Origin of the sequence: Microbacterium sp. DT81.1 (assembly GCF_049844955.1) — a bacterium.
GTDB lineage: Bacteria > Actinomycetota > Actinomycetes > Actinomycetales > Microbacteriaceae > Microbacterium.
On sequence record NZ_JBNCMA010000002.1, the window covers coordinates 268,557 to 291,577 of the forward strand.

Sequence of the window (23,021 nt, forward strand, 5' to 3'; positions counted from 1 at the left end):
GATTGCGGCAAAACTGGAGATCCCTCGTGCCGGCCGACTTCAGGAGCGCAATCAGATGAGTACCGGAATCGCCTACACCCTGGCCCTCATACTTCTGCTGGGCGGGATGTGGCTCGTCGGGTTCGCGTTCTCGCAGCCGGCATTGCAGGGACTGGTCTTCATCGGCGGCATCCTCGCCATCAGCCTCGCGCTGGCCGTTCCCGTGCACCTGCTGACGCGGGCGAAGTAGACCCGCGGCAGCGGATGTCGGCGGCGGCGCGCACAATTCCGGCATGACCAGATTCGCCATCGACGCCCCCACCGCCGTCCGGATGATTCGCGAGGGGATCAGCGTGCCCGAGGGCAGCACCCTCGTCGCGCCGAACCTTCTGCGCTCGCAGGCGCTCTCGCTCATCTACCGCGAGGTGCGTGCCGGGACCCTGGATGAGGCAGAAGCGCGCTCCCTGCTCGATGGGATCACGACGATGCGTGTGCGCCTCCTCGGCGACCGGGTTTCGCGAGGCGTCGCGTGGCAGCTCGCGAGGGAGTTCGACTGGGACGACACGGCGGATGCCGAATACGTCGCCGTCGCCAAGCTCCAGGCGGACGTCTTCGTCACCCTCGATGAGGAACTCGCGCGGCGGGTCGAGGGCGTCGTGACCGTGGCGCCCTTCGACGCGCTCTCGGCTCCGGGGTGAGCTCGGGCACACCGCCATGACGACACGTCTGCTGCTGATCTCGGACACCCACATCCCCGGTCGGGCGCGCACGCTTCCGGATGCCGTGCGGGCGGCGGCGGAGCATGCGGACCTGATCGTGCACGCGGGCGACTGGGTCAGCGCATCCGTCCTCGATGACCTGCTGACCTACGGCGACGTGCTGGGGGTGTACGGGAACAACGACGGCCCGGACCTGACGGGGCGTCTGCCCGAGGTGGCGCGGCGCGAGATCGACGGGCTGCGCTTCGCCGTGGTGCACGAGACAGGCGACGCCAAGCGCCGGCACGCCCGCATGGACGCCCAGTTTCCCGACGCCGACGTCGTCGTCTTCGGGCACAGCCACATCCCGTGGGACTCGGCGACGCCCCGTGGCCTGCGCCTGCTCAACCCCGGATCTCCCACCGACCGCCGCCGGCAGCCGGTATGCACGATGATGACCGCCGTGGTCGACGCGGGGGAGCTGCGCGAGGTCGCGCTCCTGCCGGTCTGAGGTGCCGAGTACCGATGCGGGCGTCGCGACGGCCCGTCAGGCCGCCGCTTCGTCGGCGATGCCCCGAGCGCTCGAGGGGATCGGCAGGTCCGAACCCAGCCAGGGAATGTGCGGACGGTCGCGGTCGACCGCGTACGCCGCATCCCGCACCGCCTCCGCGAGCGGCGTTTCCAGACGCTCACCGTTGTGCACCTCGAAGACGCCGGGCTCATAGGTGACCTCATCGCCCTCGGTCGTGCAGAGGGTGTCCCAGTCGAATGATCCGAGAAGACTCCAGACGGTCACCCCCGCGACGGGGATGCCGCGGTGTGCGGCGACCTCCGCCGCCGCGAGCGCTGCGCGCCACCACGCCGCCTGGCCCTCGAAGTGGTCGTAGATATGCACCTCGGTGATGGCGATCGGCGTCGCGTAGCGGCGCCATGTCTCGTCGATCAGCGAGAGCAGCGATGGCTGGGAGGCGAGGTGCGTATCGCATGCCGCCACGTCCGCGTAGCGCTTGCGGCCGTTGCCTCCATGGAAGGCGGGGTGGAACTGATCGAGGCGGTGGTCCAGCCAGCGGTTGCTGCGCGGGTAGTGGTTGAGTCCCAGGATGTCGGGCGGGCACGCGTTCGCGGCGATCCACTGCAACTCGGCGGGATCTGCGGCGCCCATGCCGGTCAGGTAGCCGTACAGCGGATGCCGGCGGTCGACGCGCCCGCTGAGCAGGTCGAAAGTGAGCCACCGTCGCTCGTTGTCGAAGGCGATCTGATCGCGCAGCGGCCGGGTGCCCCCCGTGCGGCCGAAGTCCTCGGTCTGGATCAGCCGCGCGTCGGGGTTCACCCGCCGGATGGCCCGCATGGCGAGGATTGTCGCCTTCACCTCGTTCAGCAGCATGGCGACGAACGCCGGGTCATCGTTGGCGTGCGGATACCAGTGCCCGTACAGGCCGGAGAAGCGGGCCGTCGTCAGGGGCTCGTTCACCGGCGTCCAGTCGGAGACCCACGGATACCGGCACGCCACGTCTTCGGCGAAGTCGGCGAGGCGCTCGGGCAGCTGCGGATCGTCCAGCGAGGTGGAGGACGGACCGCTGCCATGATGCAGCAGACCGACGATCGGGGTCATCGGGGACTGCTCGAGGTAGCGCATCGCCCGGTCGGCATACGTGAAGTCCCGCTCGCCGCTGGGCGATTCCACCTCCTCCCAGAGCACCGGGTAGCGCAGTCCGGTCACCCCCAGCGAGGCGCACGCCTCCAGGTCCTGCTCCAGCCGTTCGTAGTGTCCGCTCCGCGCGAACTGGCGGTGCCATGAGTCGCCCACGCGATTGACGGTGCACTCGATCCCTCCCCAGACCTGCGGGCGGGGGGCTGCCCGGTTGCCTGTCATCGCGCTTCGGCGGCGGGTTTCGATATTGCGGCGGTCTTGAGCACCTGGCGCTCGAGTGCGGCCATCCGCTGCCAGATGCCGTCCCAGGAGCTGTCCTTCAGCGCGATGTCCACGGCCCGCAGCCGGGCGGGATCGTCACGCGTCTCGATGGCGGCCTCCAGCGCGCGAGAGAAGGATGAGGCATCGTCGGCGATGCTCACGAGACCCGGTTCGCCGTACCGGACGACGACATCCCGGATGCTGGTGGAGACGACGGGCAGACCGGCGGCGAGGTATTCCGGGGTCTTGGTGGGGCTGATGAAGCGGGTGGCCTCGTTGCACGCGAAGGGCATCATCGCCACGTCCCACTCCGCCATCAGTTCGGGCAGTACGGCGTAGTCCTGCATGCCGAGGTAGCGGATGTTGTCCCCGACAGGGAGCAGATCGGGGTCGATCTTGACGACGGGACCGACGATGTCGAAGTCCATTCCGGGCAGCGCCGAGGCCACGGCGGCGAGCAGCTCGACATCCATGCGCTCGTCGATCACCCCGGCGAATCCCACGCGGGGGCGGTCGGTCGCCGGCCGGTGCATCGACCGAAGTGCGTTCCGGCGGTGATCGCGTGCGCGACCGAAGTGCTTCGTGTCGATGCCGCTCGGGAAGCAGTGCACGCTGGGGTGCTTCTGCCGCTTCGCCTCGTACAGGGCCCGGCCGCCGGTGAAGACGAGGTCGGCGCGGCCGAGCAGCTGCTTCTCGTTGAAGGCGAGTGCCGGGGGCGCGTCCTTGAAGCCGCTGAGTTCGTCCATGCAGTCGTAGATCACGGCGCCCGCCCGGTCGAGCGGGGCGAACGAGAACGCCATGGGAGTCTGGAACCAGAATGTCGGCCGCTCGCTGCGGGCATCGAGGTAGTCGGAGATCAGCGACTCCTGAGCCAGGATGGCCTCGCGGGCCGAGAGTCCTTCGGGGAGCACGGGCACGATCACATCCACACCGTCCCTGCGTCGGTCGACGCGGAGGGCGGCCCGCGCCACGGACTCGAACATGGGCTCCTCGATGAAGAGGACCCTTCGCTCACGCGCGAATCTGCTCATCAGGTGCTGGGGGCGTTGGTACACGAAATCCCAGCGAAGGTGCGAGAAGCAGACCAAGTCCGGCAGGTTTCGAGGCGGAGAAGGTGGCGTGTTCATTGCCTCAGTGTGCGAGAACGGGCGGTTCTTCCTCACACCCTTGACTCACGGGGACACCTGAGCTACACGCACCCGCGGGCGATCTTGGTCGGGCGGGTTGAGGTCGCGCGATCAGGCTGCGCGTTGCCCCGCGCAGGCGCCGGGCAGCGCGCGATCAGGCGGGCGCCTTGCCCCGCGATCAGGCGGGCGCCTTCACCCCGGCGAGGACTTTCGAGAGGGTCGCCTTGGCGTCGCCCAGCACGATCGCCACCTTGGGGTCGTAGAAGAGCTCGTTCTCGATGCCGGCGAAACCGGGGTTCAGGCTGCGCTTGAGGAACACGATCTGCCTGGCGTCGGCGACCTCGAGGATCGGCATCCCGTAGATCGGCGATCCGGGGGATGTCTTGGCGGCGGGATTGACCACGTCGTTCGCGCCGATGACGAGCACGAGGTCGGTCGCCTTGAACCGCCCGTTGATCTCGTCCATCTCGACGAGTGATTCATACGGCACGTTGGCCTCTGCGAGCAGCACGTTCATGTGGCCGGGCATTCGGCCCGCGACAGGATGGATGCCGAAGACGACGTCGGCGCCCCGCTCTCGCAGCAGCTCGGCGAGCTCGGCCGCCGCGTGGTGCGCCTGGGCGACGGCCAGCCCGTATCCGGGCACGATCACGATCGTCTGCGCATACTCCAAGAGGATCGCCACGTCATCGGCATCCATCGTGCGGATCGGCCGGTCATCGGCCGCCCCGCTTGTGCCCGATGCCACGGCAGTGAACGCGCCGAACACGATGCCCGTGACCGTGCGACCCATGGCCTTGGCCATCGCCATCGTGAGGATCGTTCCGCTGGCCCCGACGAGCGTGCCCGCGATCAGCAGCAGCACGTTGCCGAGTACGAGACCGGATGCCGCGACCGCAAGACCCGTGAACGCGTTCAGCAGCGAGATCACGATGGGCACGTCTGCGCCGCCGATGGGCAGGACGAGCAGCACGCCGAGCAGCATGCCGACCGCGAGGAGGGCGTAGGCGAAGAGGATGTCGCCCGTGACGGCGAGTGCGACGCCGAGTCCGATCGCCCCGAGCAGAGCGAGCACCAGCAGCACGCGCAGGCCGGGGAAGACGACCGCCCTCGTGGTGATCACGCCCTGGAGCTTGCCGAAGGTGACGAACGATCCGGTGAGCGAGACGCCGCCGATGAGGGTGGTGACGGCCACGACGCCGAGGGTCCACGCGCTCTCGCTGTGCGTGACCTCGACGACGGCGACGAGCGCGGCGGCGCCGCCGCCCACGCCGTTGAAGGCGGCGACGAGCTGCGGCATCTGGGTCATCTGCACGCGTCGCGACGCGATGACCGCGATGACGGATCCGATCGCGACGGCGAGGGCGATCCAGACCATGTTGTGGATCGTGGTGCTGAACACGTAGGCGAGCACCGCGAGAGCCGCGCCGGCGGCGCCGAGCAGGTTGGCCCGGCGAGCGGACCGGGGATTGCTCAGGCCCTTGAGGGCGAGGATGAACAGCACCGCCGCGACGAGGTAGACGGCCGTGACGGTCTCGGGGCTGAGGAGCTTCACTGGGCGGCCTCGTCGAGGCTCGCGGCATCCGCATTGGGAGACGAACCAGGAGATATTCCGCCTCCGGCATCCATCGGCTTCTTCTTCGTCGACGAGCCTCTCCGGCCGCCCGAGAACATGACGAGCATGCGGTCGGTGACCACGAATCCGCCGACCACATTCATCGTGGCGAGCAGCACGGCGACGATCGACAGCGTCAGCGTCACAGGTTCGTCCGCCTGCCCCGCCACCATGATGGCGCCGAGCAGGATGATGCCGTGGATCGCATTGGCCTCCGACATCAGAGGGGTGTGCAGGGTGCTCGAGACCTTGGAGACGACCTCGAAGCCGAGGAAGATCGCGAGCACGGTGATCGTGATGAGGGCGAACGGATCCATCAGCGGGCCGCTCCTTCCAGCAGTTCTGCGATGCGGGCCTGCGTGACGGCGCCGTCGTGGGTGAGCGCGCAACCCGCGACGAGCTCGTCGGAGAAGTCGAGGGCGAGGGTGCCGTCGGTGAGCAGCGGGACGAGGAAGTTGGCGTAGTTCATTCCCAGCAGCTTCGACGCATCGACCGGGAGGTCGGAGTGGATGTTGCGTGCGCCGATCAGTGTGGCGGTTCCGCCGGCCACCTCGACCGCACGGCGTTCGCCCGGCACGGATCCCTCGACGTTCCCGCCGGATTCCGCGGCGAGGTCGACCAGCACCGACCCGGGGCGCATGCCGGCCAGCATCTGCGCTGTCACGAGGCGGGGGGCGGCTCGCCCGGGGACGGCCGCGGTGGTGATCACGATGTCGGATGCCACGAGGTGCGGGGTGAGCAGCTCCTGCTGGCGGCGGGCACGGTCTTCGCCGAGCGCCTTCGCGTAGCCCCCGGAGGCGTCGGCAGTCTCGAGGTCGAGGTCGATGAAGGTGCCGCCGACGGAGCGCACCTCGTCGGCGGATGCCGCGCGAACGTCGTTCGCCGAGACGACTGCTCCGAGGCGCTTGGCCGTGGCGATCGCCTGCAGCCCGGCGACACCGGCGCCGAGCACGAGCACGCGGGTCGGGGCCAGTGTTCCGGCGGCGGTCATCGACATCGGGAACATGCGGCCGAAGGCATCCGCCGCCATCGTCACCAGCCGGTATCCGGCGACGAACGACTGCGACGAGAGCACGTCCATGGATTGCGCGCGGGAGATGCGGGGGAGCAGGTCGAGGGCGAGCATGGTGACGCCCCGGTCGCGGGCCGCCGCGACGCTCTCGGGATGTGTGAAGGGGTCGGCGGTGCCGATTGTGACGGCGCCCCGGGGCAAGGCCGCGACCTCTGCCGGCTCCAGAGGCCGCACGTGGAAGTACACGTCGGCGGCGTGGGGTTCGTCGGGAGCGACGATCCGCGCTCCGGCGGCCTCGTACATGGCGTCGGTCAGGAGCGCACCCGCTCCAGCGCCGGACGCGACCAGCACCGTGGCTCCCGCCGCGGTGAGCTTCTTCACGCTGTCCGGGGTGGCGGAGACCCGCCGCTCGCCGGCGGCGTGCTCGGCGCGGACCATGATCGTCGTCGACACAGAACTCCCTGAGTTGCCTCGGTGCACAGCAGTGTGCCCCGCTTTCCACCATAGAGTCGCGGGGCGACGTCTGGGCGGTGATCGGGCGGGGTGAGGGCGAACAACACCCACCCCACGAAATTCCGGCCCACCGCCTGAACGGGGGGCTCACGGTGGAGTGAGCCGGGGCTCGGCGGGCTGCCCCAGGCCGAAACCGCGGCCTCGGGAGGAGATCCGGGTTCGGGAGGACCGGAACAGCCCGCACCATCCTCCCGACTCGGGATCTCCTCCCGAATGGGGATTGGAAGGGCAACCCGGGGCGCGGGCCGCGGCTTCGGGAGGAGATGTAGGGAGTCCGGACGCGGCGGCTCACCGGGGGCTAACCCACGGGGGAAAACCCGAAAGAAACTTTCCGGATCCCTCGGGAGCGCGCAGGAGCCCCGCGACCTACCGTGGAGCCATGACAACAACGCTGCCGCAGCGCGTCCCGATCGCACGACCGCTGCCACTGGCCGGAGCCGTGGCGCACCTCTTCGCGCTCGGCTGGGTGGGACCACTCGTCCTCGGGGCACTCTTCACGCTTCTCGCCGCCTCCATCCCCCTCCTGCTCGTGTTCGGCATCGGCCTCCTCGGACTCATCGCCTTCGCCTACGCCCTGTTCGGCCTCAGCTGGCTCGAGACCGCGCGCGTCGGGGGACTCTACGGCGTCGACCTGCCCCCACGACGCCTGCGGCGCAGCCACCGCACCGGGTTCGCCGGATTCCTCCACACCATCTGGCTGCAATTCATAGACCCGAACTCCTGGCGCGCTCTCGCCAACATCATCATCTCCACGGTGCTCGGCCTCATCGCCCTCGCCGCCCTCGCCCTGGCCGCGGCCGGCCTGGTAGCCGCCTTCGCCCCGCTCTACGCCAGCACCCCGGCCGTGTCGCTCGGCCGCACCGACCTCTCCCTTCCGGTCGCCTGGGCCCCCGTCGGCGGAGTCACGACCGCCTTCCTCGCCCTGGCCGCCATCGTCGGGCTCGCCCTCCTGCACGGCCTCATCTCGCGAGCCGTGATGATCCCCTCCCGAGAGCAGCACTACGCCGAGGCGGCGCAGGCGTCCAGCGCGCAGCGCGCCGGCGCGGTGCGAGCGGCCGAAGTGGAGCGCACCCGCATCGAGCGCGACCTGCACGACGGCATCCAGCCCCGCCTCGTCTCCGTCGGAATGACACTGGGCCTCGCCCAGCAGAAGGTCGACGACGACCCCGACGCGGCAAAGGCGCTCATCTCCGAGGCCCACACCTCGACGAAGGCGGCGATCACCGAGCTGCGCCAACTGGCCCGCGGCATCCACGCCTCGGTGCTGGATGACCGCGGACTCGACGCCGCCCTGTCGGCCCTCGCCGCTCGGTCCCACATCCCCGTCCAGCTCGACGTCCGCCTCACCCGCAGGTGCAGCGCCGTATCGGAAGCCGCCGTCTACTTCGTGATCGCGGAGTCGTTGACGAACGCCGCCAAGCACTCCCGAGCCTCGGAATGCCGGGTGCTTCTCCGGGAGCGCGAAGGGGGTGCACTCTGGGCCCGCGTCGAGGACGACGGCATCGGAGGCGCACATCTCACCCCCGGCGGCGGGCTAGACGGCATCTCGAACCGGGTGATCGCCGCCGGCGGCACCTTCCGACTCGACAGCCCCGTGGGCGGACCGACCCAGGTGGAGGTGAGCGTCCCGTGCGCATCCTGATCTGCGAGGACTCCGTCCTGCTGCGCGAGGGAATGGTGCGGCTGCTCGAGGATGCCGGCCACGAGGTGGTCGCGGCGATCCCCGACGCGACCACCCTCGATGACGCCGTGGCGCAGGGCGCCCCCGAGCTCTGCATCCTCGACGTGCGGCTGCCGCCGACCTTCACCGACGAGGGCATCCGCGCCGCCCTCCGCCTGCGTGCCGCGAACCCGCACCTGCCGGTGCTGGTGCTCTCGCAGTACGTCGAGGAGCGCTACGCCGCCGATCTGATCGGCGGGCGCGGAGGCGCGCTCGGCTACCTGCTGAAGGACCGCGTGGCCGACGTCACCGAATTCCTCGAGTCCGTCGCCCAGATCGCGGCCGGAGGCACCGTGCTCGACCCCGAGGTCGTCGCCCAGCTCTTGGGCCGTCGACAGGTGGACGAGCGGATGCAGCGGCTGACCGCCCGCGAGTCGACCGTTCTCGCCCTCCTCGCGGAGGGCAAGTCCAACCAGGCGATCGCCCGCACCCTGCACCTCAGCGAGGGCAGCGTCGAAAAGCACATCACCGCGGTCTTCCAAAAGCTCGGCCTCGAGCAGGACGACTCCGGGAACCGGCGGGTGCTCGCTGCCCTCGCCCACCTCGAACATGGCGGATCGCCGCAGACAGGAGCTTGACATGTCATCCAACGACCTCACCCCGCCCCCAAGGCCGCCGCTGCCCCCGGTTCCGCCGGCAGGAGGGCCGCCCGCCGCACCGCCCGCCGCACCGCCCGCCGCACCGTCCGCTGCAGTGCCGGTCGCGAACCCGTCCACCTCTGTGCCGCCGTCATCCGGCCCGTCCGCGGGGCGCATCATCGCGATCCTGACGGCCGCACTCGGCGGCCTCGTCGCGGTCGTCACCATCGGCGGCGCGGCCGCCGCCACCGTCGGCTCCGGCAGCACCGAGACGGTCACCCGGGCGCTCGACGTCGAAGGCATCGATGAGCTCGGCGTCGAGGCGACCGCCGGCACGCTGGACATCTCCTTCGCCGACGTCGACGAGGCCGTGCTGAACGTCACGAGCGGCCCCGGCCGCGGCGACTGGACCTTCGAACGCCAAGGCGGCACGCTCGTGGTCGCCTCACCTGACCGCGGCTGGTTCGACGGCTGGTGGTTCGGAGGCTGGATGAGCGGCCCCACGACGGCGACCCTCACGCTGCCGCAGGAGCTGGACGGCGACCTCGACGCGCACCTCGAGCTTGCCGCCGGAAAGCTCACGACTGCGGGCGGCTTCGGCGAGCTGGAGCTCGACGTAGCGGCCGGCGACCTCCGGCTGGACGGTGCCGCCGAGACGCTCTCGGCCGAGGTCTCCGCGGGCCGAGCCGAGCTGGACATCGCCGACGTGCGAACCGCCGACATCCGGATCAGCGCCGGAGCGATGGTCGCCGAGCTGACGGGCAGTGCCCCCACAGAGACGACGATCGACGTGAGCGCCGGGAGCCTGGAGCTCACCCTGCCGGACGACGACTACGACGTCAGCGTCAGCGAGTCCGCGGGCAACGTCCGCAACGACCTCGAGAGCTCGACCTCCGCGGAGAACGCCGTCGACGTCTCCATCTCGGCGGGAAGCGTCTGGCTCCGCGCCCGCTGAATCCGTCCTCACCACGTCGAGACGCACTCCGAGAGCCGCTGCGTCGCGGCGTGCTGGATCAGCAGCAAGCCCGGCGCGGACGCAAGTGTCACGCGCAAGAGCAGCAGCGTCACGCAGCAGAGCCGGCAGCGAAGGCGAGTGCCGAGCGGATGCCGCCGGCTATTCCTCCCGGTCGCCGAGCAGCGGCTCGGCCACGAACCGGGCCGTCGCTTCGCGGATTCCCTCGAGCTCGATCACGACGACGTCGTTCTCACCCGCGCGCGTCACGGGCCCCGGAACGTACAGCGACCGCTGGGGGCCGTTCCGCCAGTAACGGCCGAGGAAGAATCCGTTCACGAACGCGAAGCCCTTGCCCCAGGCATCCGTATCGAGGAAGAGGTCCGACGGTCGCTCGAGCGCGAAGGTCCCGCGCAGAGACACCGGGCCGGCCGCCGGACCTTCTCCGCCGCCGCCGGGGGTCGCCGGGGAAACCGTGCGGCGCGCCAGCTCATCGAGGTCGATGGGGGTCGCGGTCCACCCGCCGAGCAGCGACCCGCCGAGGGTCACCGCCCCGATCAGACCCTTCTCTTCGCCGAGTCGGTGCGCGTAGTTGACGCGCCCCTGCTCCTCGACCAGCACCGTCAGCGCCGATCCGCGAGGCACGGCGAGGGTGCGCTCGTGCAGCCCGCGCGACAGGCGCCCGACGGGCGCATCGTCGACGAAAATCCACGCGATGTCGCGCACCTCCTCGAACTCCAGCAACGCCGTGGGGCCATCTCCGAACGCGCCGGCGTCCAGCGCCGCGTCGTACCGCACCAGCGCACCGAGGTGACCGAGCCCCTCGAAGGAGAGCGGAACGTCCGATGAAGAAGTTCCGGGCGCGACCTCGCCCAGCCACTCCGAGACGATCGCCAGCGGTGCCGACGGGGTGGGCGCCGGCTCGGCCAACGGCGGCAGCTCGTCGGGCACCGGCGCGTATTTCGCGATCACGTCGCGGAACGCGAAGAACTTCTCGGTCGGGTGACCGGCCTCATCGATGGGTGCGTCGTAGTCGTACGAGGTCACGATCGGCAGGTAGCGGCCCTTGTCGTTCGCGCCGTTCGTGAGAGCGAAATTGGTGCCGCCGTGCACCATGTAGATGTTGATGGATGCCCCGGCCGCCAGCAGAGTGTCGAGCTCCTGCGCGGCGGACGCGACATCCGTCGTGTGATGCACGCCGCCCCACCAGTCGAACCAGCCGTCCCAGAACTCCGAGCACATCAACGGGCCGGTCGGCTGGTGCTCACGCAGGGTGGCCAGGCGCTCGGTCGCACGCGCGCCGAACGAGCCGGTCATGTGCAGTCCGGGGAGGCTTCCATCGCGCAGCATCTGGGGCTGCGGCTGGTCGACCGTCGTCAGCGGAACCGTCACGCCGAGCTCGCGCGTCAGGCGGACCAGTTCGGCGAGGTACGCCTTGTCGGAGCCGTATGCGCCGTACTCGTTCTCGATCTGGACGAGGATGACATTGCCGCCGCGGTCGATCTGCCGCGGGGCGACGATCGCGTACACGTTGCGCAGGAACTCGGTGACCTCGGCAAGGTACGTCGGCTCGGAGCTGCGCAGCCGGGCCCCCGGCATCGAGGTGAGCCACACCGGCAGCCCGCCGTTGTGCCACTCCGCGCAGATGTAGGGTCCGGGGCGCACGATGGCGTTCATCCCCTCGGCAGCCACCGCGTCGAGGAAGCGGCCCAGGTCCAGGCCGCCGCTCGTGTCCCACTCGCCGCGCACCGGGGAGTGGGCGTTCCAGGCTACGTAGGTCTCGATCGTGTTGAGCCCCAGCAGCCGCGCGGTGCGGATGCGATCCGCCCACTGATCCGGGTGCACGCGGAAGTAGTGGATCGCCCCCGACAGCACTCGGTACGGCGCTCCGTCGAGCAGGAAGTCGTGCTCTCCGATGGTGAATCGGGCCATGGGGTCTCCGTTCTCGGCGTGCGCGCCCGGCGCTGTCCCAGGCTAGCGAGCGGGGTGGTCGGCTCAGGAGGCCTCGGCCTGTGCCAGCTCGGACTTCCAGGCCCGGAAGCCGTCCTCCGTGCGGCCGCGCCGCCAGTATCCCGACACGGAGACCTGGTCGCGCGCGAGTCCGTGCTCCTTCAGCAGGAGGGGGCGGAGGCCGTGCATGGTCTCCTGCGCCTCGCCGTGCACGAACGCGTGCACGCGTCCGTCCGGCCACTCCATCGCGCGCAGCGCGCGCACGAGGAGTCCTTCGGTCTCGTCGCCCACGACGTCGCTGCGGTAGACGTGCGTCACGGTCCCGTTCGCGGGCAGCGGCAGCACCGGTTCGTACCCCGGCCGGTCGACCAGCAGCACGACGCGCGCCGTCGCTGAGGGATCGAGCACGTCGAGGGCGGCGGTGATCGCGGGCATCGCCGACTCGTCTCCCACGAGCAGGTGCCAGTCCGCTTCCGGGTCGGGCCGGTACCCGCCACCGGGACCGTTGACCAGCAGCGTGTCGCCCGGCTGCGCGCGGGCGGCCCACGGGCCGGCCACCCCCTCATCCCCGTGCAGGACGAAGTCGATGGCGACGGTCCCTGCATCCAGGTCGGGGAAGATCGCGGTGTACGTGCGCACGTCCGGCATGTGCTCGGGCGGGAGGGTGCCGCGAAGGGAGCGGATGTCGAGCGGTTCCGGGTACTCGACGCCGGGCTTGGGGAACACGATCTTGACGTAGCGGTCGGTCTGGACGCTGCCGGCGAAGGCCGAGAGGTCGTCGGAGCGGAAGTGCACGCGCCTCACCACCGGCGTCACCCAGGTGGTCGCCGTCACGGTCAATCGGATGCTCACGTCTGTCCTCCGAGCTTCGGGTCCTCCTTCGACCCTATGCGCGTGCGGCGGGTCGGCGGTCCCGCGCTTCTGCGGCCGAGGGCTTGTCAAGGGGCTTCGGCCACCCCATGCCACTTGTTACGTTCGCGCCATGCAGATCGGATACAAGCTGTCGACAGAGGGCTTCGGGCCCACAGAGATCGTGCGTCAGGCGGTCGCCGCCGAGCGCGCCGGATTCGACTTCGTCGAGATGAGCGACCACTTCCACCCCTGGCTCTCGAGCCAGCAGCACAGCGCGAACACCTGGGTGCTGATGGGGATGATCGCGGCGAAGACCTCGACGATCGGCCTCGTCACCGGGGTCACCTGCCCGTCGTTCCGCTACCACCCGGCGATCGTGGCGCAGATGGCCGCGACCCTCCAGATCGTCTCCGAGAATCGATTCACCCTGGGCGTCGGTTCCGGCGAGCGGTTGAACGAGCACATCACCGGCCAGGAGTTCCCGTCGGTGAGCAAGCGCCACGAGCGCCTCACCGAGGCCCTGCAGATCATCCGGCTGCTCTGGCAGGGCGGGTACCAGTCCTTCGAGGGCACGCACCTGCAGCTCGACGACGCGCGCGTGTTCGACCTGCCCGACCGGCTGCCCGAGATCTGCGTCGCCGTCAGCGGGCCGGCATCCGTTCGTCTGGCACAGGAGCTGGGCGACGGCATCTTCGCCGTCGAGCCGGATCCGGAGCTGGTCCCGGCATTCCGCTCGAGCGGCAAGGCGGGCCCGGCGTTCGCCGAGGTCCCGCTGTCGTACGCCGTGGACGAGCAGTCCGCGATCGACTCCGCGCTCGAGACCGGACGGTTCGCGCTCACCGGCTGGAAGGTCATGAGCGAGCTTCCGAATCCGGTGAACTTCGACGCCGCGACGCAGACCGTGCGCCCGGAGGACGTGCAGGAGGCGTTCGCGTGCGGGCCGGACGTCGCCAAGCACCTGCAGGCGGCCCAGCCGTACGTCGATGCGGGATTCGACCACCTCGTGATGCAGAACGTCGGGCCGGACCCCGACGCCTTCCTGCGGTTCTTCGCCGACGAGTTGCGTGACGGGCTGCACTCGCTGACGCGCTAGCCCGAGAAATCCGGCACCCCCTTCCGAGGACGCTTGACGCCGGCGAACCCGTCGGCGTAATCTACCCGGCAGTTCAGGGGCAGGACCGCGGATTCACTAGCCCGAAGTGCGCGGACCGTCAAGCCCCTCTCACCTGTGCCCGATTCCGAGGCAACCTCTTGAATGGACATGACCCGCTGTTGGTCATGAACCGATTTCGGACATGCACGAGGAGGTGAGGACATGGCGGTGGACTACCGGGATCCGAACCCACGTGGGCAGCGGACGCTGGAGCACCCCGGGCAGGGCGACCGCCGGCAGCGCGACGGCGAAGACTCGCGCGACACCACGACCGACTTCGCGGCATCGGTGCCGCGGCGCGGAAACGTCCGGCCGGCCGCTCGGCACGAGTGAGCGCACAGCAGTACGGGGGGAACACAGAGGGGCCGGCGCTAGCGTCGGCTCCGCAACGACAGGAAGGTGAGCGGGCGTGACCGACACCCGGGCGGCGCTGCCGCCGATCGAGAAGTGGTGGCCGTACCTGACCATCGGCAGCCGGCACGCCATTCTGCGTGCAGGCGACCGCCCTCTCGAGTACCGCGTGATCGCGGAGATCCAGAGGGCGACCGGCGAAGACGTGCCGGCCGGCATGGTCCTCAGCGATCGGGATCGGCGGTTCGTCGCCAGCCAGATCGAAGCGGACGATTGAGCCCGCACCGTACCGTTTCTGCACGACACGAGAAGGAGTGAGTCCAATGGCGGGCGACACGATGTACCGGCGGATCGAACTGACGTTCATCGGTGAGACCGGCTGGCGCGTGTGCGACGCGTCGGTACCGGAAGACGATGCACGGCGGCTGGTCGCGTTCTTCGAGAGGGTGGATCGGCACATCGAGGTGATCTGGTTCCGGGAGTGCCACGCCTCCCGTCGTTTCGACACGCTGAACGATGCGCTGGACGCGGCCGACGCGGTCATCGAGCACGCCGACTCGGACCGCTCGACGCGACCGATCCCGATCCATCACTTCCCCCCGCGCGCGAGAAAGGCGATCGCGTGAGCGTGTTCACGCCCACGCCATCCCGATCCAGCCACGTCTTCCTTCCCTACGGGCCTCGGGGTCCTCTGAGCCGAGAGCTGCATGCCGTGCTGGGCGCCTCCGCGGACACCCCAGGGCCCAGCGACCTGATGGAGCTGGCTCTGGATGCCGTCGCGCGTGCATCCGACGTCGCGCGCGATGGCGACATCCAGGTGACGCTGCTCACCCTCTACGGCCTGCACTACGGATCGTTCGATCAGTTCGGCGGTGACTGGGAGTGGCACCCGGGACTGATCCGCACACGGGCGGTGCTCGAGCGCGCGTTCGAGGCACAGCTGCGCGCCGAGGTGCCATCGCCGGCGCTGCCGGATCCCTCCGTCGACGCGGTCGCCCGGTTCCTCTTCACCCTGACGGGCGCGCAGGGCGGCCCGAGCCTCGCCCGCTTCATCGCGAAATCCGCCACCAGCGAGCAGCTGCGGGAGCTGCTGATCCAGCGCAGCATCTACACCCTGCGCGAGGCGGATCCGCACTCGTGGGCGATCCCCCGGCTGACCGGCCGCGCGAAGGCGGCACTCGTCGAGATACAGTCCGACGAGTACGGCGGTGGGGTTCCGAGCCGGATGCACTCGGCGATCTTCGCCCAGACCATGCGCGCGCTCGCGCTCGATGACACCTACGGCGCCTACGTCGACGCCGTTCCCGCGGTCACCCTCGCGTCACTGAACATGATGTCGATGTTCGGGCTGAACCGCCGGCTGCGGGGAGCGATCGTCGGGCACCTCGCCGCGTTCGAGATGACCTCGTCGATCCCGAACAGGTTCTACGGCGACGGCTTCCGGCGCCACGGGTTCGACGTGGACGCGACGGAGTACTTCGACGAGCACGTGGAAGCCGATGCGGTGCACGAGCAGATCGCCGGGCGCGACCTGGCCGGGGCGCTGGCCGAGGACGAACCGGTGCTGCTGCCCGACATCGTCTTCGGGGCGGCGGCCTGCCTGGCGGTGGACGGGTGGGTCGGCGAGCACATCCTCGACGCGTGGCGCAGGGGGGACTCGTCTCTGCGGCAGCCCGTTCCCGAGGCAGGGGGAGCCACCACGTGAGATCGCCGCAGCACAGCGCCGAATACGTGCTTCCGCTGCGCTGGGACGAAGACGCCGACCTGCCCGAGCTCACCGGATACCTGGCCGAGCTGGTCGTGCTCCTCGACGTCACCGTGGTCGACGGCTCGCGGGCGGATCTGTTCGAGCGCCACCGCGCCGCGTTTCCCGCCGCGGTGCGGCACCTGGCCCCGGCTGCGTGGCCCGGGGCGAACGGCAAGGCGCGCGGCGTGATGACCGGCATCCAGGCGGCGCGCCATGATCGCGTCGTGATCGCCGACGACGATGTGCGCTACGACGCGGCGACGATCGCCGCGGTGCTGCACAGGCTCGGTGACGCCGACCTCGTCCGTCCCCAGAACGTCTTCCGCCCTTCCCGCTGGCACGCCCGCTGGGACACCGGCCGCACACTGCTGAACCGGGTTTGGGGCGGCGACTACTCCGGCACGCTGGGCGTTCGGCGCTCGTTCGTGCTGGCGCGCGGCGGCTATGACGGCGACGTGCTGTTCGAGAACCTGGAGCTCGAGCGCACGGTGCTCGCGCACGGCGGACGGGTGGATGTCGCCTCCGACGTCTTCGTGGTGCGTCTGCCCCCGACGCCGGCGCAGTTCTGGAATCAGCGCGTGCGGCAGGCCTACGACGACTTCGCGCAACCCGCGCGCCTCGCATTGCACCTCGCAATCCTCCCGGCCCTCGGCTGGGCGCTGTCCGCCCGTCGCCCGGGCGTCGTCGCGGCCGGGGCCGCCGCCGCGATCGGCCTGGCCGAAGTCGGACGGCGACGCGACGGCGGTGCCGCGGTGTTCGACGGGACCGCGGCGCTGTGGGCACCCGTGTGGCTGCTGGAGCGCGCCCTCGCCATCTGGATCGCACTCGGATGCCGGTTGCGCGGAGGAGTGCGCTACCGTGACACACGCATCTTCCGCGCGGCATCCTCGATCCGTTCTCTTCGAAGGAGGTCGGCATGACCCACGCGGAACACCCGCACCGCCGGTCGGAACCGGGGCCCACCATCACCCCCTATCCGAACGGGCCCCTGATCGTCCGCGGGCACGTCACCCTGATCGACGAGCACGGCGACCCGGTCGAGCGGCGCCGCCGCACGATGGCCCTCTGCCGCTGCGGGGTGTCGGCCATCAAGCCGTGGTGCGACGGCACGCACAAGGCGATCGGCTTCACCACGGGGGAGCACGAACGATGAGCGAGGCGACCGCGGCCACCGCATCCATCTCCGTCGTGATCCCGGTGAAGGACGACGCACAGCAGCTGCGGGAGTGCCTTCGGGCACTCGGCCGGCAGACGCGCGCCGCGGACGAGATCATCGTGGTCGACAACGACTCCAGCGACTCCAGCGCCCTCGTGGCCGAAGGGATGGGCGCCCGCGTCGTGCGGCAGGAGGGCGGCGGCATCCCCGCGGCCAGCGCCGCCGGCTACGACGCGGCCCGTGGAGAGATCATCGCGAGACTGGATGCCGACTGCCTGCCGGGCGAGGGATGGCTGGAGCGGATCGCCCAGGACTTCGCCCGTGACGCCGACCTCGCCGCGGTGACGGGCGGGGCGCGTTTCGCCGAGGGCCCGCGGGTGCTGCGCTCTGTGCTGTCGGCGGTGTACCTCGGGTCCTACTTCGCCGTGCTGACGCCCACGCTCGGGCACGCGCCGCTGTTCGGCTCAAACTTCGCGATGCGCCGCTCCGCGTGGGAGGCCGTCTCAGCCGAGGTGCACCGGCACGACATCCTCGTGCACGACGACCTGGACCTCGCGTATCACCTCGGCCGGGATCACCGGATCGGCCTCGACCGGGAGCTGGACATGACGATCTCGATGCGGCCGCTGACCGATCCGTCGTCGTACCTGCTTCGAGTGCGGCGGGGATTTCACACCGTCACTGTGCACTGGCCGCACGAGTTCCCGCCCAGACGGTGGGTGCGTTCGCGTCGGCGCGAACATGAGAACGCGGGCGGGCGAGCGGAGACGCCTCCGCTCGCCCGGCCCTTCACTCAGCGCTGATCCGACCGGCGGCCGGTGCGCTTGCCATCGGAGTCGGCGGGCACCGCTGTCGCGTTCTTGTCGCGGTCCTCGTTCTCGCCGCCGTCGGGGCTGCCGTCGTTCGCGCCGTCGGCAGCGGCCTCCGTCCGGATGCGCCGGCCCTCCTCGATGTCCTTCTGCTCCTTCTCCTCCGCCTTGTCGATCTTCTTGGTGTCGCGAGGAGGCAGCTGGATCGTCTCCTCGGCGGCGATGCCCGCCTGCAGTTGGCGACCCCGCTCCATCTCGGCGTCGAACTCCGCGCCGAACAGAAGCGCGATGTTCACGATCCACAGCCAGAGCAGGAAGATGATCACACCTGCCATCGACCCGTACGTGCGGTCGTAATTCGAGAAGTTGGTGACGTACAGCCCGAACAGCAGCGTCGACACCAGGATCAGCACGATGGCCAGCACGGAGCCGAGACTCAGCCAGCGGAACTTCGGCTGCTTCACGTTCGGCGTGAAGTAGTAGAGGATCGCGATGATCAGCACGACGACCAGGGCGAGCACGGGCCACTTGACGATGTTCCAGATGGTCGTCGCGGTGTCACCGAGACCCAGTGCGTTCCCGACGGCCTCGGCTACGGGACCGGAGACCACGAGCAGGACGGCGGCTACCACCACGAGGACGATGGCGATGACGGTGACGAGCAGCTGAGTGGGCTTCAGCTTCCAGACCGGGCGGCCCTCGGGAATCTCGTAGATGCGGTTCATGGCCCGGCTGAAAGCGCCGACGTAGCCGGATGCCGACCAGATGGCCAGCACGATACCGCTGACGAGCGCGAAGCCCTTGGCCGGTGAGTTGGAGAGCTCTTCGATCGGCCCGCGCAGGGCGTCGGCGCTCTCGCCCGGAGCGAGGGAGTTCACGATGCCCAGGATGGCGTCGGTTGCGTCATTCCCTTGGCCGATCAGACCGAGCAGCGCGAAGATGGCGATCATCGCCGGGAAGAGCGACAGCACACCGAAGTAGGTCAGCGCCGCCGCGATGTCGGTGCACTGGTCGGAGCTGAACTCCCGGATGGTCTTTCCCAGGATGTACTTCCACGACCGCTTGTGGAGGTCATCCGGCGAATCGGGCTTTCTCGGATCCTCGGGGTGAGGAGCGTCTCGGGTGTCGTCGTCGTTCGAGCGGGTGGAAGTGTCGTTGGTCATGGCATCACCTGAGGGGAAGAAAGGCGGGGGGCCGGTTTCCCGGTCCCCCCGCCGATGAGTGTGTCGTTCGGTCAGCTCTGCTGGACGTTCTCTTTGGCCTGCTGAGCCTGGCCCTTGACCTCCTGGGCGGCGCCCTGAGTCTCGGCCTTGACGTTCTGCGCGGCATCCGTCGCCGTGTCCTTCACGGCGGCGGCAGCCTGCTGGGCGGGCTCCTTCAGGTGCTCGCCGACCTCGCGCGCGGCGTCCTTCGCCTTGTCGACGAGGGGCTGCGCGCTGTCCTGCACGTTGCCGGCGACGTCCTTCTCGCGCTCGGACGCAGGAATGAGGGATGCCACCACCAGGCCGACGCCGAACGCGATCAGCCCGACGGCGAGCGGGTTGCCCTCCGCCTTGGCGACGACGCGGTCCTTCGCGTCGACGACACGGTCCTTCGCGTCGGAGAGGCCGGAACCGGCGTCCTGCAGGCTCGAGCCGGCGCTGTAGCGGACGTCATCGGCGGCACCCATGATGCGGGTGCGCACGTTGCCGATGGCCTCCTTGACCTTGCCCTTCTGGCGGTCGACGATCTTCGACGGCGTCACCTTGTCGGCCAGGGCGTCGACGTTCGATCCCAGCTCACTGCGCGTGGCCTCGATCTCGGCGCGGATCTGTTCCGGTGAATCGGTAGTGCTCATCGGTTCTCCTCATTTCTCTGGAATGCTTCCGGTATTTCCTTGAGGGTGTCGACGGTCTGCGGTGCACCCTGGACTTCCTTCAACTTCTTGCGGCCGACGACGAACAGAATGGCGGCGATGATGCCCCAGACGATCGCGACGATCACGGCCGACCAGGCGTTGTTGTCGAGCGCGTAGCCGAGTCCCCACCACGCGGCGATCGAGAGGAACAGCACGGTCAGGTGACCGGCATAGCCGGCACCGCCGAGGAAGCCCGCGCCCTTACCCGCCTTCTTGGCCGACTGGGTGAGCTCAGCCCTGGCCAGCGCGATCTCCTGACGCATGAGCGTCGAGAGGTCGCGGGTCACCTCGGCGAGGAGCTCCCCGAGCGACGAATTCGCCGCCTTGGCCTCAGAGGGAGTCACGTCGGACATAGCCGTCGCCCTCCTCCTCTGCGAGTCCGCCGGACAGCGACGCGGAGCGCTCCGCGTACAGCGGCGTCTCCGCCAGGTCGTCGCTGCCCGTCACCGGGTAGGTGGTCTCCCCGGCCACGCCCGCGTACGACGTCGGCGGGACGGGAGGGGCCGGGCGGTAACCGGCGCTCTGGGAGATGCGCTCCTGGTCGGCCTTCTCGTCGGCGTTGTGCTCGGTGAGCGCACGTGCCAGGCGGCCGGCGACGATACCCGCGACGGCGGCGAGGCCGATGAAGACGCCCGGACGACGGCGCGCGTATCGCTTGACCTCGTCGAGAAGCTCGGCCGGGTCGCGATCGCCGATCCAGGCCGCGGCGCTGGACACGCGATCGGATGCCTGGCGCACGAGGTCGGTGGCGATGCCGCTTGACTGAGGCTGCTCGCCGTTGGCCAGCGAGCGGAGCTCGTCGCCCACGGAGCGAAGACCCGATGCCGCCTTCTGCTGCTGCGCGCCCGCCTGGCTCTGCAACTCGTTCTTGGCCTGGGCGTAGAGATTCTTCGCCTGGTACTTGGCCTCGGATGCGACGTTCTTCGCCTCATCCTTCGCGGTCTCGGCAACGTGACCGGCTTCCGCCTTGGCGGTGTCCTTCACGCCAGCGGCCTCCTGCTTGGCTGCATCCATCGTGCTCTGGGTCTCAGTGGACTCTTCAGGCCTCGTGGCTGAGACCGATCCATAACTCTCGGACATGGTGCCCCTTTCGACTACCGGCCGTTCGACCGGGATTTAGTAGACATTGATACGCGCGGCCCCGCATCTGTTGAACCCCCTTGCCAAATGGGAGGCGTCTGTGTAAACGCGAGCGCGCGGTGTTGCGGGTAGTGCTGCGGGGCTACTTCATCGCCCCGAAAGTCGCGTCGATGTCGGCCATCTCCATCGCCGCCGTCGCCTCGATCAGCTGGCGCAGGTCCTTGTCGGCGCCGGGGGAGAACTCCTCCGGACGCTCCGGTGAGATCGTGAGGGGGAAGCCTTCCGGCGCCTGCTGCGACGCGTCGAGCTGGGTGCCGTCCTTCGAGGGCGAGAGGCCCTGGAAGATCTTTCCGGCTTCGGATGCCGCGGTCAGGTCGAACGAGAACTGCTTGCTCTGCAGACCCTGGTTGAGGAGCTTCTTCACCTCGGGGAACTGCTCGGCGTTCGTCTTCGGGATGGGCAGCGCGGTGCGCCAGTTCACCCCGAGCGTCTCCAGCGCCTTGGCGAAGGCGTTCTCGTGCGCCTGGTCGCGCACGATGAGGTAGGAGATCGTCGAGCGAGCGGTCTTGTTCGACGTCATCTCGTAGAGGCGGCACTTCTGCAGTCGGCCCGTCGACTCGAGCATCAGGTTGTACAGCAGGTCGAGCACCAGGTTGCCGGAGTTGTACACGTAGCTTCCGAGCCACGGGTTGCCGGCGGCATCCACCGGCAGGGCGCCCTGCGCGCCCACCAGATAGTGGTGGATGTTGCTGTGATCCAGGGCGATGTTCAGCGGCGTCGCGCCGCCGTCGCCCGGCTCGTCGACCGGGTCCGTCGGCTTGCCCTTGTACTGCGGCGATCCGTCCAGGAGGCGGGAGATCGTGGTGCCGATCAGCTCGACGTGGCTGATCTCCTCGGTGCCGATTCCCTGGATCAGGTCGCGGTACGGCTTCGCCGACGGGCCGCGGAAGTTGATGCTCTGGAACAGGTACTGCATCATGGTGCGCATCTCGCCGAACTGACCGCCGAGGCCCTCCTGCAGCGCGTTCGCGGCTGCGGGGTCCGGCTCGTCCTGCTCGATCTCGTTGATGAGTCTCTGCACGTGGAAGTACATGGCGCCTCCGTCTTCGGGGTTGGGTCTCCCACTCTGCGACGGTTCCGCGAAGCAGCCAGGACCCTGGACCGACGAGGGCAAGGGGCGCTAAAATCGCCCGCTCGCCTCCTCCGGCCGGGGCCGCGAGGGGATCACGGCGCGGGGTACGGGCTGTCCTGCAGCAGCTTCGCGAGGTGCACGGCGTTGCGCGCGAGCGTCTCGGTGGCGCTCGCGGTCTCCTCGGGCGTCTCGTCCAGATCCTTGTAGTCGACCGTGTGCATCGCCTCGCCGTTCCAGTACGTGCCGCCCTGCGACGGGATGCTGAAGCCCACATCTCCGAGGGCCTGGTAGAGGTCCGCGGTGATCTTGTGGGCGCCGTCCTCGTTGCCCACGACCACAGTGACGGCCACCTTGCCGGTGAGGATCGGACGGCCTTCCTCGTCCGTCTCGGAGAGCTCGGCGTCCAGCCGCTCGATGACCCGCGCGGCGACGCTCGACAGGTGGCCGACCCAGGTGGGCGTGGCGAACACGAGGATGTCGGCCGCAAGGATCTTGGCGCGCACCTGGGGCCACTCGTCCCCGTCGCCCATGTCGGTCTCGGTGCCCGGCCGGACGTCGTAGTCCAGCACCCTGAGCTGCTCCGTCTCGGCACCTCGAGCGGCAAGGGCTTCCAGCACCTGCGTGGCGAGCAGCTCCGTGCTGGAGGATTCGGGGGAGGGCTTGAGGGTGCAGTTGAGTGCGAGCGCGCGGATCATCGGTTTCCTCTCGTCGGGCCGTGGCGGTCCGGTCAGGCCGAGGCTACGGTCGGCGCCGCGGATGCCGGAAGCCCTTGACAGCGGGGGCCGGCC

At 69.6% G+C, this 23,021-nt stretch carries 27 protein-coding genes; 14 read left to right on the forward strand and 13 right to left on the reverse strand.

Translation table 11 applies throughout. The features are described 5' to 3' along the window. The first annotated feature begins 55 nt into the window (after positions 1-55). The 3 genes from ACLQ2Q_RS06420 to ACLQ2Q_RS06430 are packed head-to-tail and all read left to right on the forward strand — an operon-like array spanning position 56 to position 1,188. On the forward strand, positions 56-229 hold the full coding sequence (locus ACLQ2Q_RS06420) for a hypothetical protein (RefSeq protein ID WP_425819161.1): 174 nt from the start codon (positions 56-58) through the stop codon (positions 227-229). Between the two features lie 43 nt (positions 230-272). Continuing rightward, positions 273-677 carry a type II toxin-antitoxin system VapC family toxin gene (locus ACLQ2Q_RS06425; protein WP_425819163.1) on the forward strand — a complete coding sequence of 135 codons (405 nt, stop codon included), beginning with the start codon at positions 273-275 and terminating at the stop codon, positions 675-677. Between the two features lie 16 nt (positions 678-693). After that, on the forward strand, positions 694-1,188 hold the full coding sequence (locus ACLQ2Q_RS06430; RefSeq protein ID WP_425819165.1) for a metallophosphoesterase family protein: 495 nt from the start codon (positions 694-696) through the stop codon (positions 1,186-1,188). A gap of 36 nt (positions 1,189-1,224) precedes the next feature. Here the strand turns inward: ACLQ2Q_RS06430 and ACLQ2Q_RS06435 are convergent, their stop codons facing one another. From ACLQ2Q_RS06435 to ACLQ2Q_RS06455, 5 genes are all read right to left on the reverse strand, one after another. Beyond that, positions 1,225-2,484, reverse strand: a complete 1,260-nt coding sequence (locus ACLQ2Q_RS06435) for a family 1 glycosylhydrolase (protein WP_425819167.1) — start codon at positions 2,482-2,484, stop codon at positions 1,225-1,227. Positions 2,485-2,546: 62 nt separating this feature from the next. After that, positions 2,547-3,572, reverse strand: a complete 1,026-nt coding sequence (locus tag ACLQ2Q_RS06440) for a glycosyltransferase (RefSeq protein WP_425819169.1) — start codon at positions 3,570-3,572, stop codon at positions 2,547-2,549. A 322-nt stretch (positions 3,573-3,894) separates the two neighbouring features. Beyond that, the gene (locus tag ACLQ2Q_RS06445) at positions 3,895-5,271 is read right to left on the reverse strand and encodes an NAD(P)(+) transhydrogenase (Re/Si-specific) subunit beta (protein ID WP_425819171.1); all 1,377 of its coding nucleotides are present in this window, start codon (positions 5,269-5,271) and stop codon (positions 3,895-3,897) included. After that, the gene (locus ACLQ2Q_RS06450; protein ID WP_425819173.1) at positions 5,268-5,648 is read right to left on the reverse strand and encodes an NAD(P) transhydrogenase subunit alpha; all 381 of its coding nucleotides are present in this window, start codon (positions 5,646-5,648) and stop codon (positions 5,268-5,270) included. The genes ACLQ2Q_RS06445 and ACLQ2Q_RS06450 overlap by 4 nt, the downstream gene beginning before the upstream one ends. After that, positions 5,648-6,796 carry an NAD(P) transhydrogenase subunit alpha gene (locus ACLQ2Q_RS06455; protein ID WP_425819175.1) on the reverse strand — a complete coding sequence of 383 codons (1,149 nt, stop codon included), beginning with the start codon at positions 6,794-6,796 and terminating at the stop codon, positions 5,648-5,650. Before ACLQ2Q_RS06455 ends, ACLQ2Q_RS06450 begins: the two co-directional genes overlap by 1 nt. A gap of 439 nt (positions 6,797-7,235) precedes the next feature. Between ACLQ2Q_RS06455 and ACLQ2Q_RS06460 the strand changes: the two genes are divergently transcribed. Genes ACLQ2Q_RS06460 through ACLQ2Q_RS06470 form a run of 3 tightly spaced genes read left to right on the forward strand, consistent with a single transcriptional unit; the run spans position 7,236 to position 10,109 of the window. After that, entirely contained in the window at positions 7,236-8,498 is a 1,263-nt protein-coding gene (locus ACLQ2Q_RS06460; RefSeq protein ID WP_425819177.1) for a histidine kinase, read from the forward strand. Continuing rightward, positions 8,486-9,154: a response regulator transcription factor gene (locus ACLQ2Q_RS06465; protein ID WP_425819179.1), complete on the forward strand. Its 669-nt coding sequence runs from the start codon at positions 8,486-8,488 to the stop codon at positions 9,152-9,154. Before ACLQ2Q_RS06460 ends, ACLQ2Q_RS06465 begins: the two co-directional genes overlap by 13 nt. Position 9,155: 1 nt before the next feature. Next, positions 9,156-10,109: a hypothetical protein gene (locus tag ACLQ2Q_RS06470; RefSeq protein WP_425819181.1), complete on the forward strand. Its 954-nt coding sequence runs from the start codon at positions 9,156-9,158 to the stop codon at positions 10,107-10,109. Positions 10,110-10,268: 159 nt separating this feature from the next. On the opposite strand, the gene ACLQ2Q_RS06475 is transcribed toward ACLQ2Q_RS06470, so the two are convergent. Then, positions 10,269-12,038, reverse strand: a complete 1,770-nt coding sequence (locus ACLQ2Q_RS06475; protein WP_425819183.1) for a glycoside hydrolase family 35 protein — start codon at positions 12,036-12,038, stop codon at positions 10,269-10,271. A 63-nt stretch (positions 12,039-12,101) separates the two neighbouring features. After that, positions 12,102-12,908, reverse strand: coding sequence for a siderophore-interacting protein (locus ACLQ2Q_RS06480; protein WP_425819185.1), 807 nt, complete (start codon positions 12,906-12,908; stop codon positions 12,102-12,104). Positions 12,909-13,038: 130 nt separating this feature from the next. Here ACLQ2Q_RS06480 and ACLQ2Q_RS06485 point away from each other — a divergent pair, with 130 nt between their 5' ends. From ACLQ2Q_RS06485 to ACLQ2Q_RS06520, 8 genes are all read left to right on the forward strand, one after another. Beyond that, complete coding sequence (locus ACLQ2Q_RS06485; RefSeq protein ID WP_425819187.1) at positions 13,039-14,001, forward strand: TIGR03557 family F420-dependent LLM class oxidoreductase; 963 nt, start codon at positions 13,039-13,041, stop codon at positions 13,999-14,001. A gap of 222 nt (positions 14,002-14,223) precedes the next feature. Beyond that, complete coding sequence (locus tag ACLQ2Q_RS06490; protein WP_425819189.1) at positions 14,224-14,394, forward strand: hypothetical protein; 171 nt, start codon at positions 14,224-14,226, stop codon at positions 14,392-14,394. Between the two features lie 76 nt (positions 14,395-14,470). Then, the gene (locus ACLQ2Q_RS06495; RefSeq protein ID WP_425819191.1) at positions 14,471-14,689 is read left to right on the forward strand and encodes a hypothetical protein; all 219 of its coding nucleotides are present in this window, start codon (positions 14,471-14,473) and stop codon (positions 14,687-14,689) included. A gap of 46 nt (positions 14,690-14,735) precedes the next feature. Then, positions 14,736-15,038, forward strand: a complete 303-nt coding sequence (locus ACLQ2Q_RS06500) for a hypothetical protein (RefSeq protein WP_425819193.1) — start codon at positions 14,736-14,738, stop codon at positions 15,036-15,038. Beyond that, positions 15,035-16,117: an iron-containing redox enzyme family protein gene (locus ACLQ2Q_RS06505; protein WP_425819195.1), complete on the forward strand. Its 1,083-nt coding sequence runs from the start codon at positions 15,035-15,037 to the stop codon at positions 16,115-16,117. The genes ACLQ2Q_RS06500 and ACLQ2Q_RS06505 overlap by 4 nt, the downstream gene beginning before the upstream one ends. Continuing rightward, positions 16,114-17,079: a glycosyltransferase gene (locus ACLQ2Q_RS06510; RefSeq protein WP_425819197.1), complete on the forward strand. Its 966-nt coding sequence runs from the start codon at positions 16,114-16,116 to the stop codon at positions 17,077-17,079. The genes ACLQ2Q_RS06505 and ACLQ2Q_RS06510 overlap by 4 nt, the downstream gene beginning before the upstream one ends. Next, positions 17,076-17,312 carry a CDGSH iron-sulfur domain-containing protein gene (locus ACLQ2Q_RS06515; RefSeq protein ID WP_425819199.1) on the forward strand — a complete coding sequence of 79 codons (237 nt, stop codon included), beginning with the start codon at positions 17,076-17,078 and terminating at the stop codon, positions 17,310-17,312. The genes ACLQ2Q_RS06510 and ACLQ2Q_RS06515 overlap by 4 nt, the downstream gene beginning before the upstream one ends. After that, positions 17,309-18,118, forward strand: a complete 810-nt coding sequence (locus tag ACLQ2Q_RS06520) for a glycosyltransferase family 2 protein (protein WP_425819201.1) — start codon at positions 17,309-17,311, stop codon at positions 18,116-18,118. The genes ACLQ2Q_RS06515 and ACLQ2Q_RS06520 overlap by 4 nt, the downstream gene beginning before the upstream one ends. On the opposite strand, the gene ACLQ2Q_RS06525 is transcribed toward ACLQ2Q_RS06520, so the two are convergent. The 6 genes from ACLQ2Q_RS06525 to ACLQ2Q_RS06550 all read right to left on the reverse strand — a co-directional run bounded on the left by ACLQ2Q_RS06525 (position 18,109) and on the right by ACLQ2Q_RS06550 (position 22,928). Continuing rightward, positions 18,109-19,287 carry a YihY/virulence factor BrkB family protein gene (locus tag ACLQ2Q_RS06525; RefSeq protein WP_425819203.1) on the reverse strand — a complete coding sequence of 393 codons (1,179 nt, stop codon included), beginning with the start codon at positions 19,285-19,287 and terminating at the stop codon, positions 18,109-18,111. The two genes, ACLQ2Q_RS06520 and ACLQ2Q_RS06525, sit on opposite strands and share 10 nt — an antisense overlap. Before the next feature lie 71 nt (positions 19,288-19,358). Beyond that, the gene (locus tag ACLQ2Q_RS06530) at positions 19,359-19,961 is read right to left on the reverse strand and encodes a DUF3618 domain-containing protein (RefSeq protein ID WP_425819205.1); all 603 of its coding nucleotides are present in this window, start codon (positions 19,959-19,961) and stop codon (positions 19,359-19,361) included. Beyond that, on the reverse strand, positions 19,958-20,374 hold the full coding sequence (locus ACLQ2Q_RS06535; protein ID WP_425819207.1) for a phage holin family protein: 417 nt from the start codon (positions 20,372-20,374) through the stop codon (positions 19,958-19,960). The genes ACLQ2Q_RS06530 and ACLQ2Q_RS06535 overlap by 4 nt, the downstream gene beginning before the upstream one ends. Beyond that, on the reverse strand, positions 20,352-21,035 hold the full coding sequence (locus ACLQ2Q_RS06540; RefSeq protein WP_425819209.1) for a hypothetical protein: 684 nt from the start codon (positions 21,033-21,035) through the stop codon (positions 20,352-20,354). Before ACLQ2Q_RS06540 ends, ACLQ2Q_RS06535 begins: the two co-directional genes overlap by 23 nt. A 208-nt stretch (positions 21,036-21,243) precedes the next feature. Beyond that, positions 21,244-22,194 carry a manganese catalase family protein gene (locus ACLQ2Q_RS06545; protein ID WP_425819211.1) on the reverse strand — a complete coding sequence of 317 codons (951 nt, stop codon included), beginning with the start codon at positions 22,192-22,194 and terminating at the stop codon, positions 21,244-21,246. 131 nt (positions 22,195-22,325) lie between these two features. Further along, positions 22,326-22,928 (reverse strand): flavodoxin family protein, encoded by a 603-nt coding sequence (locus ACLQ2Q_RS06550; protein WP_425819213.1) that lies wholly within the window; start codon positions 22,926-22,928, stop codon positions 22,326-22,328. Positions 22,929-23,021 lie beyond the last annotated feature (93 nt).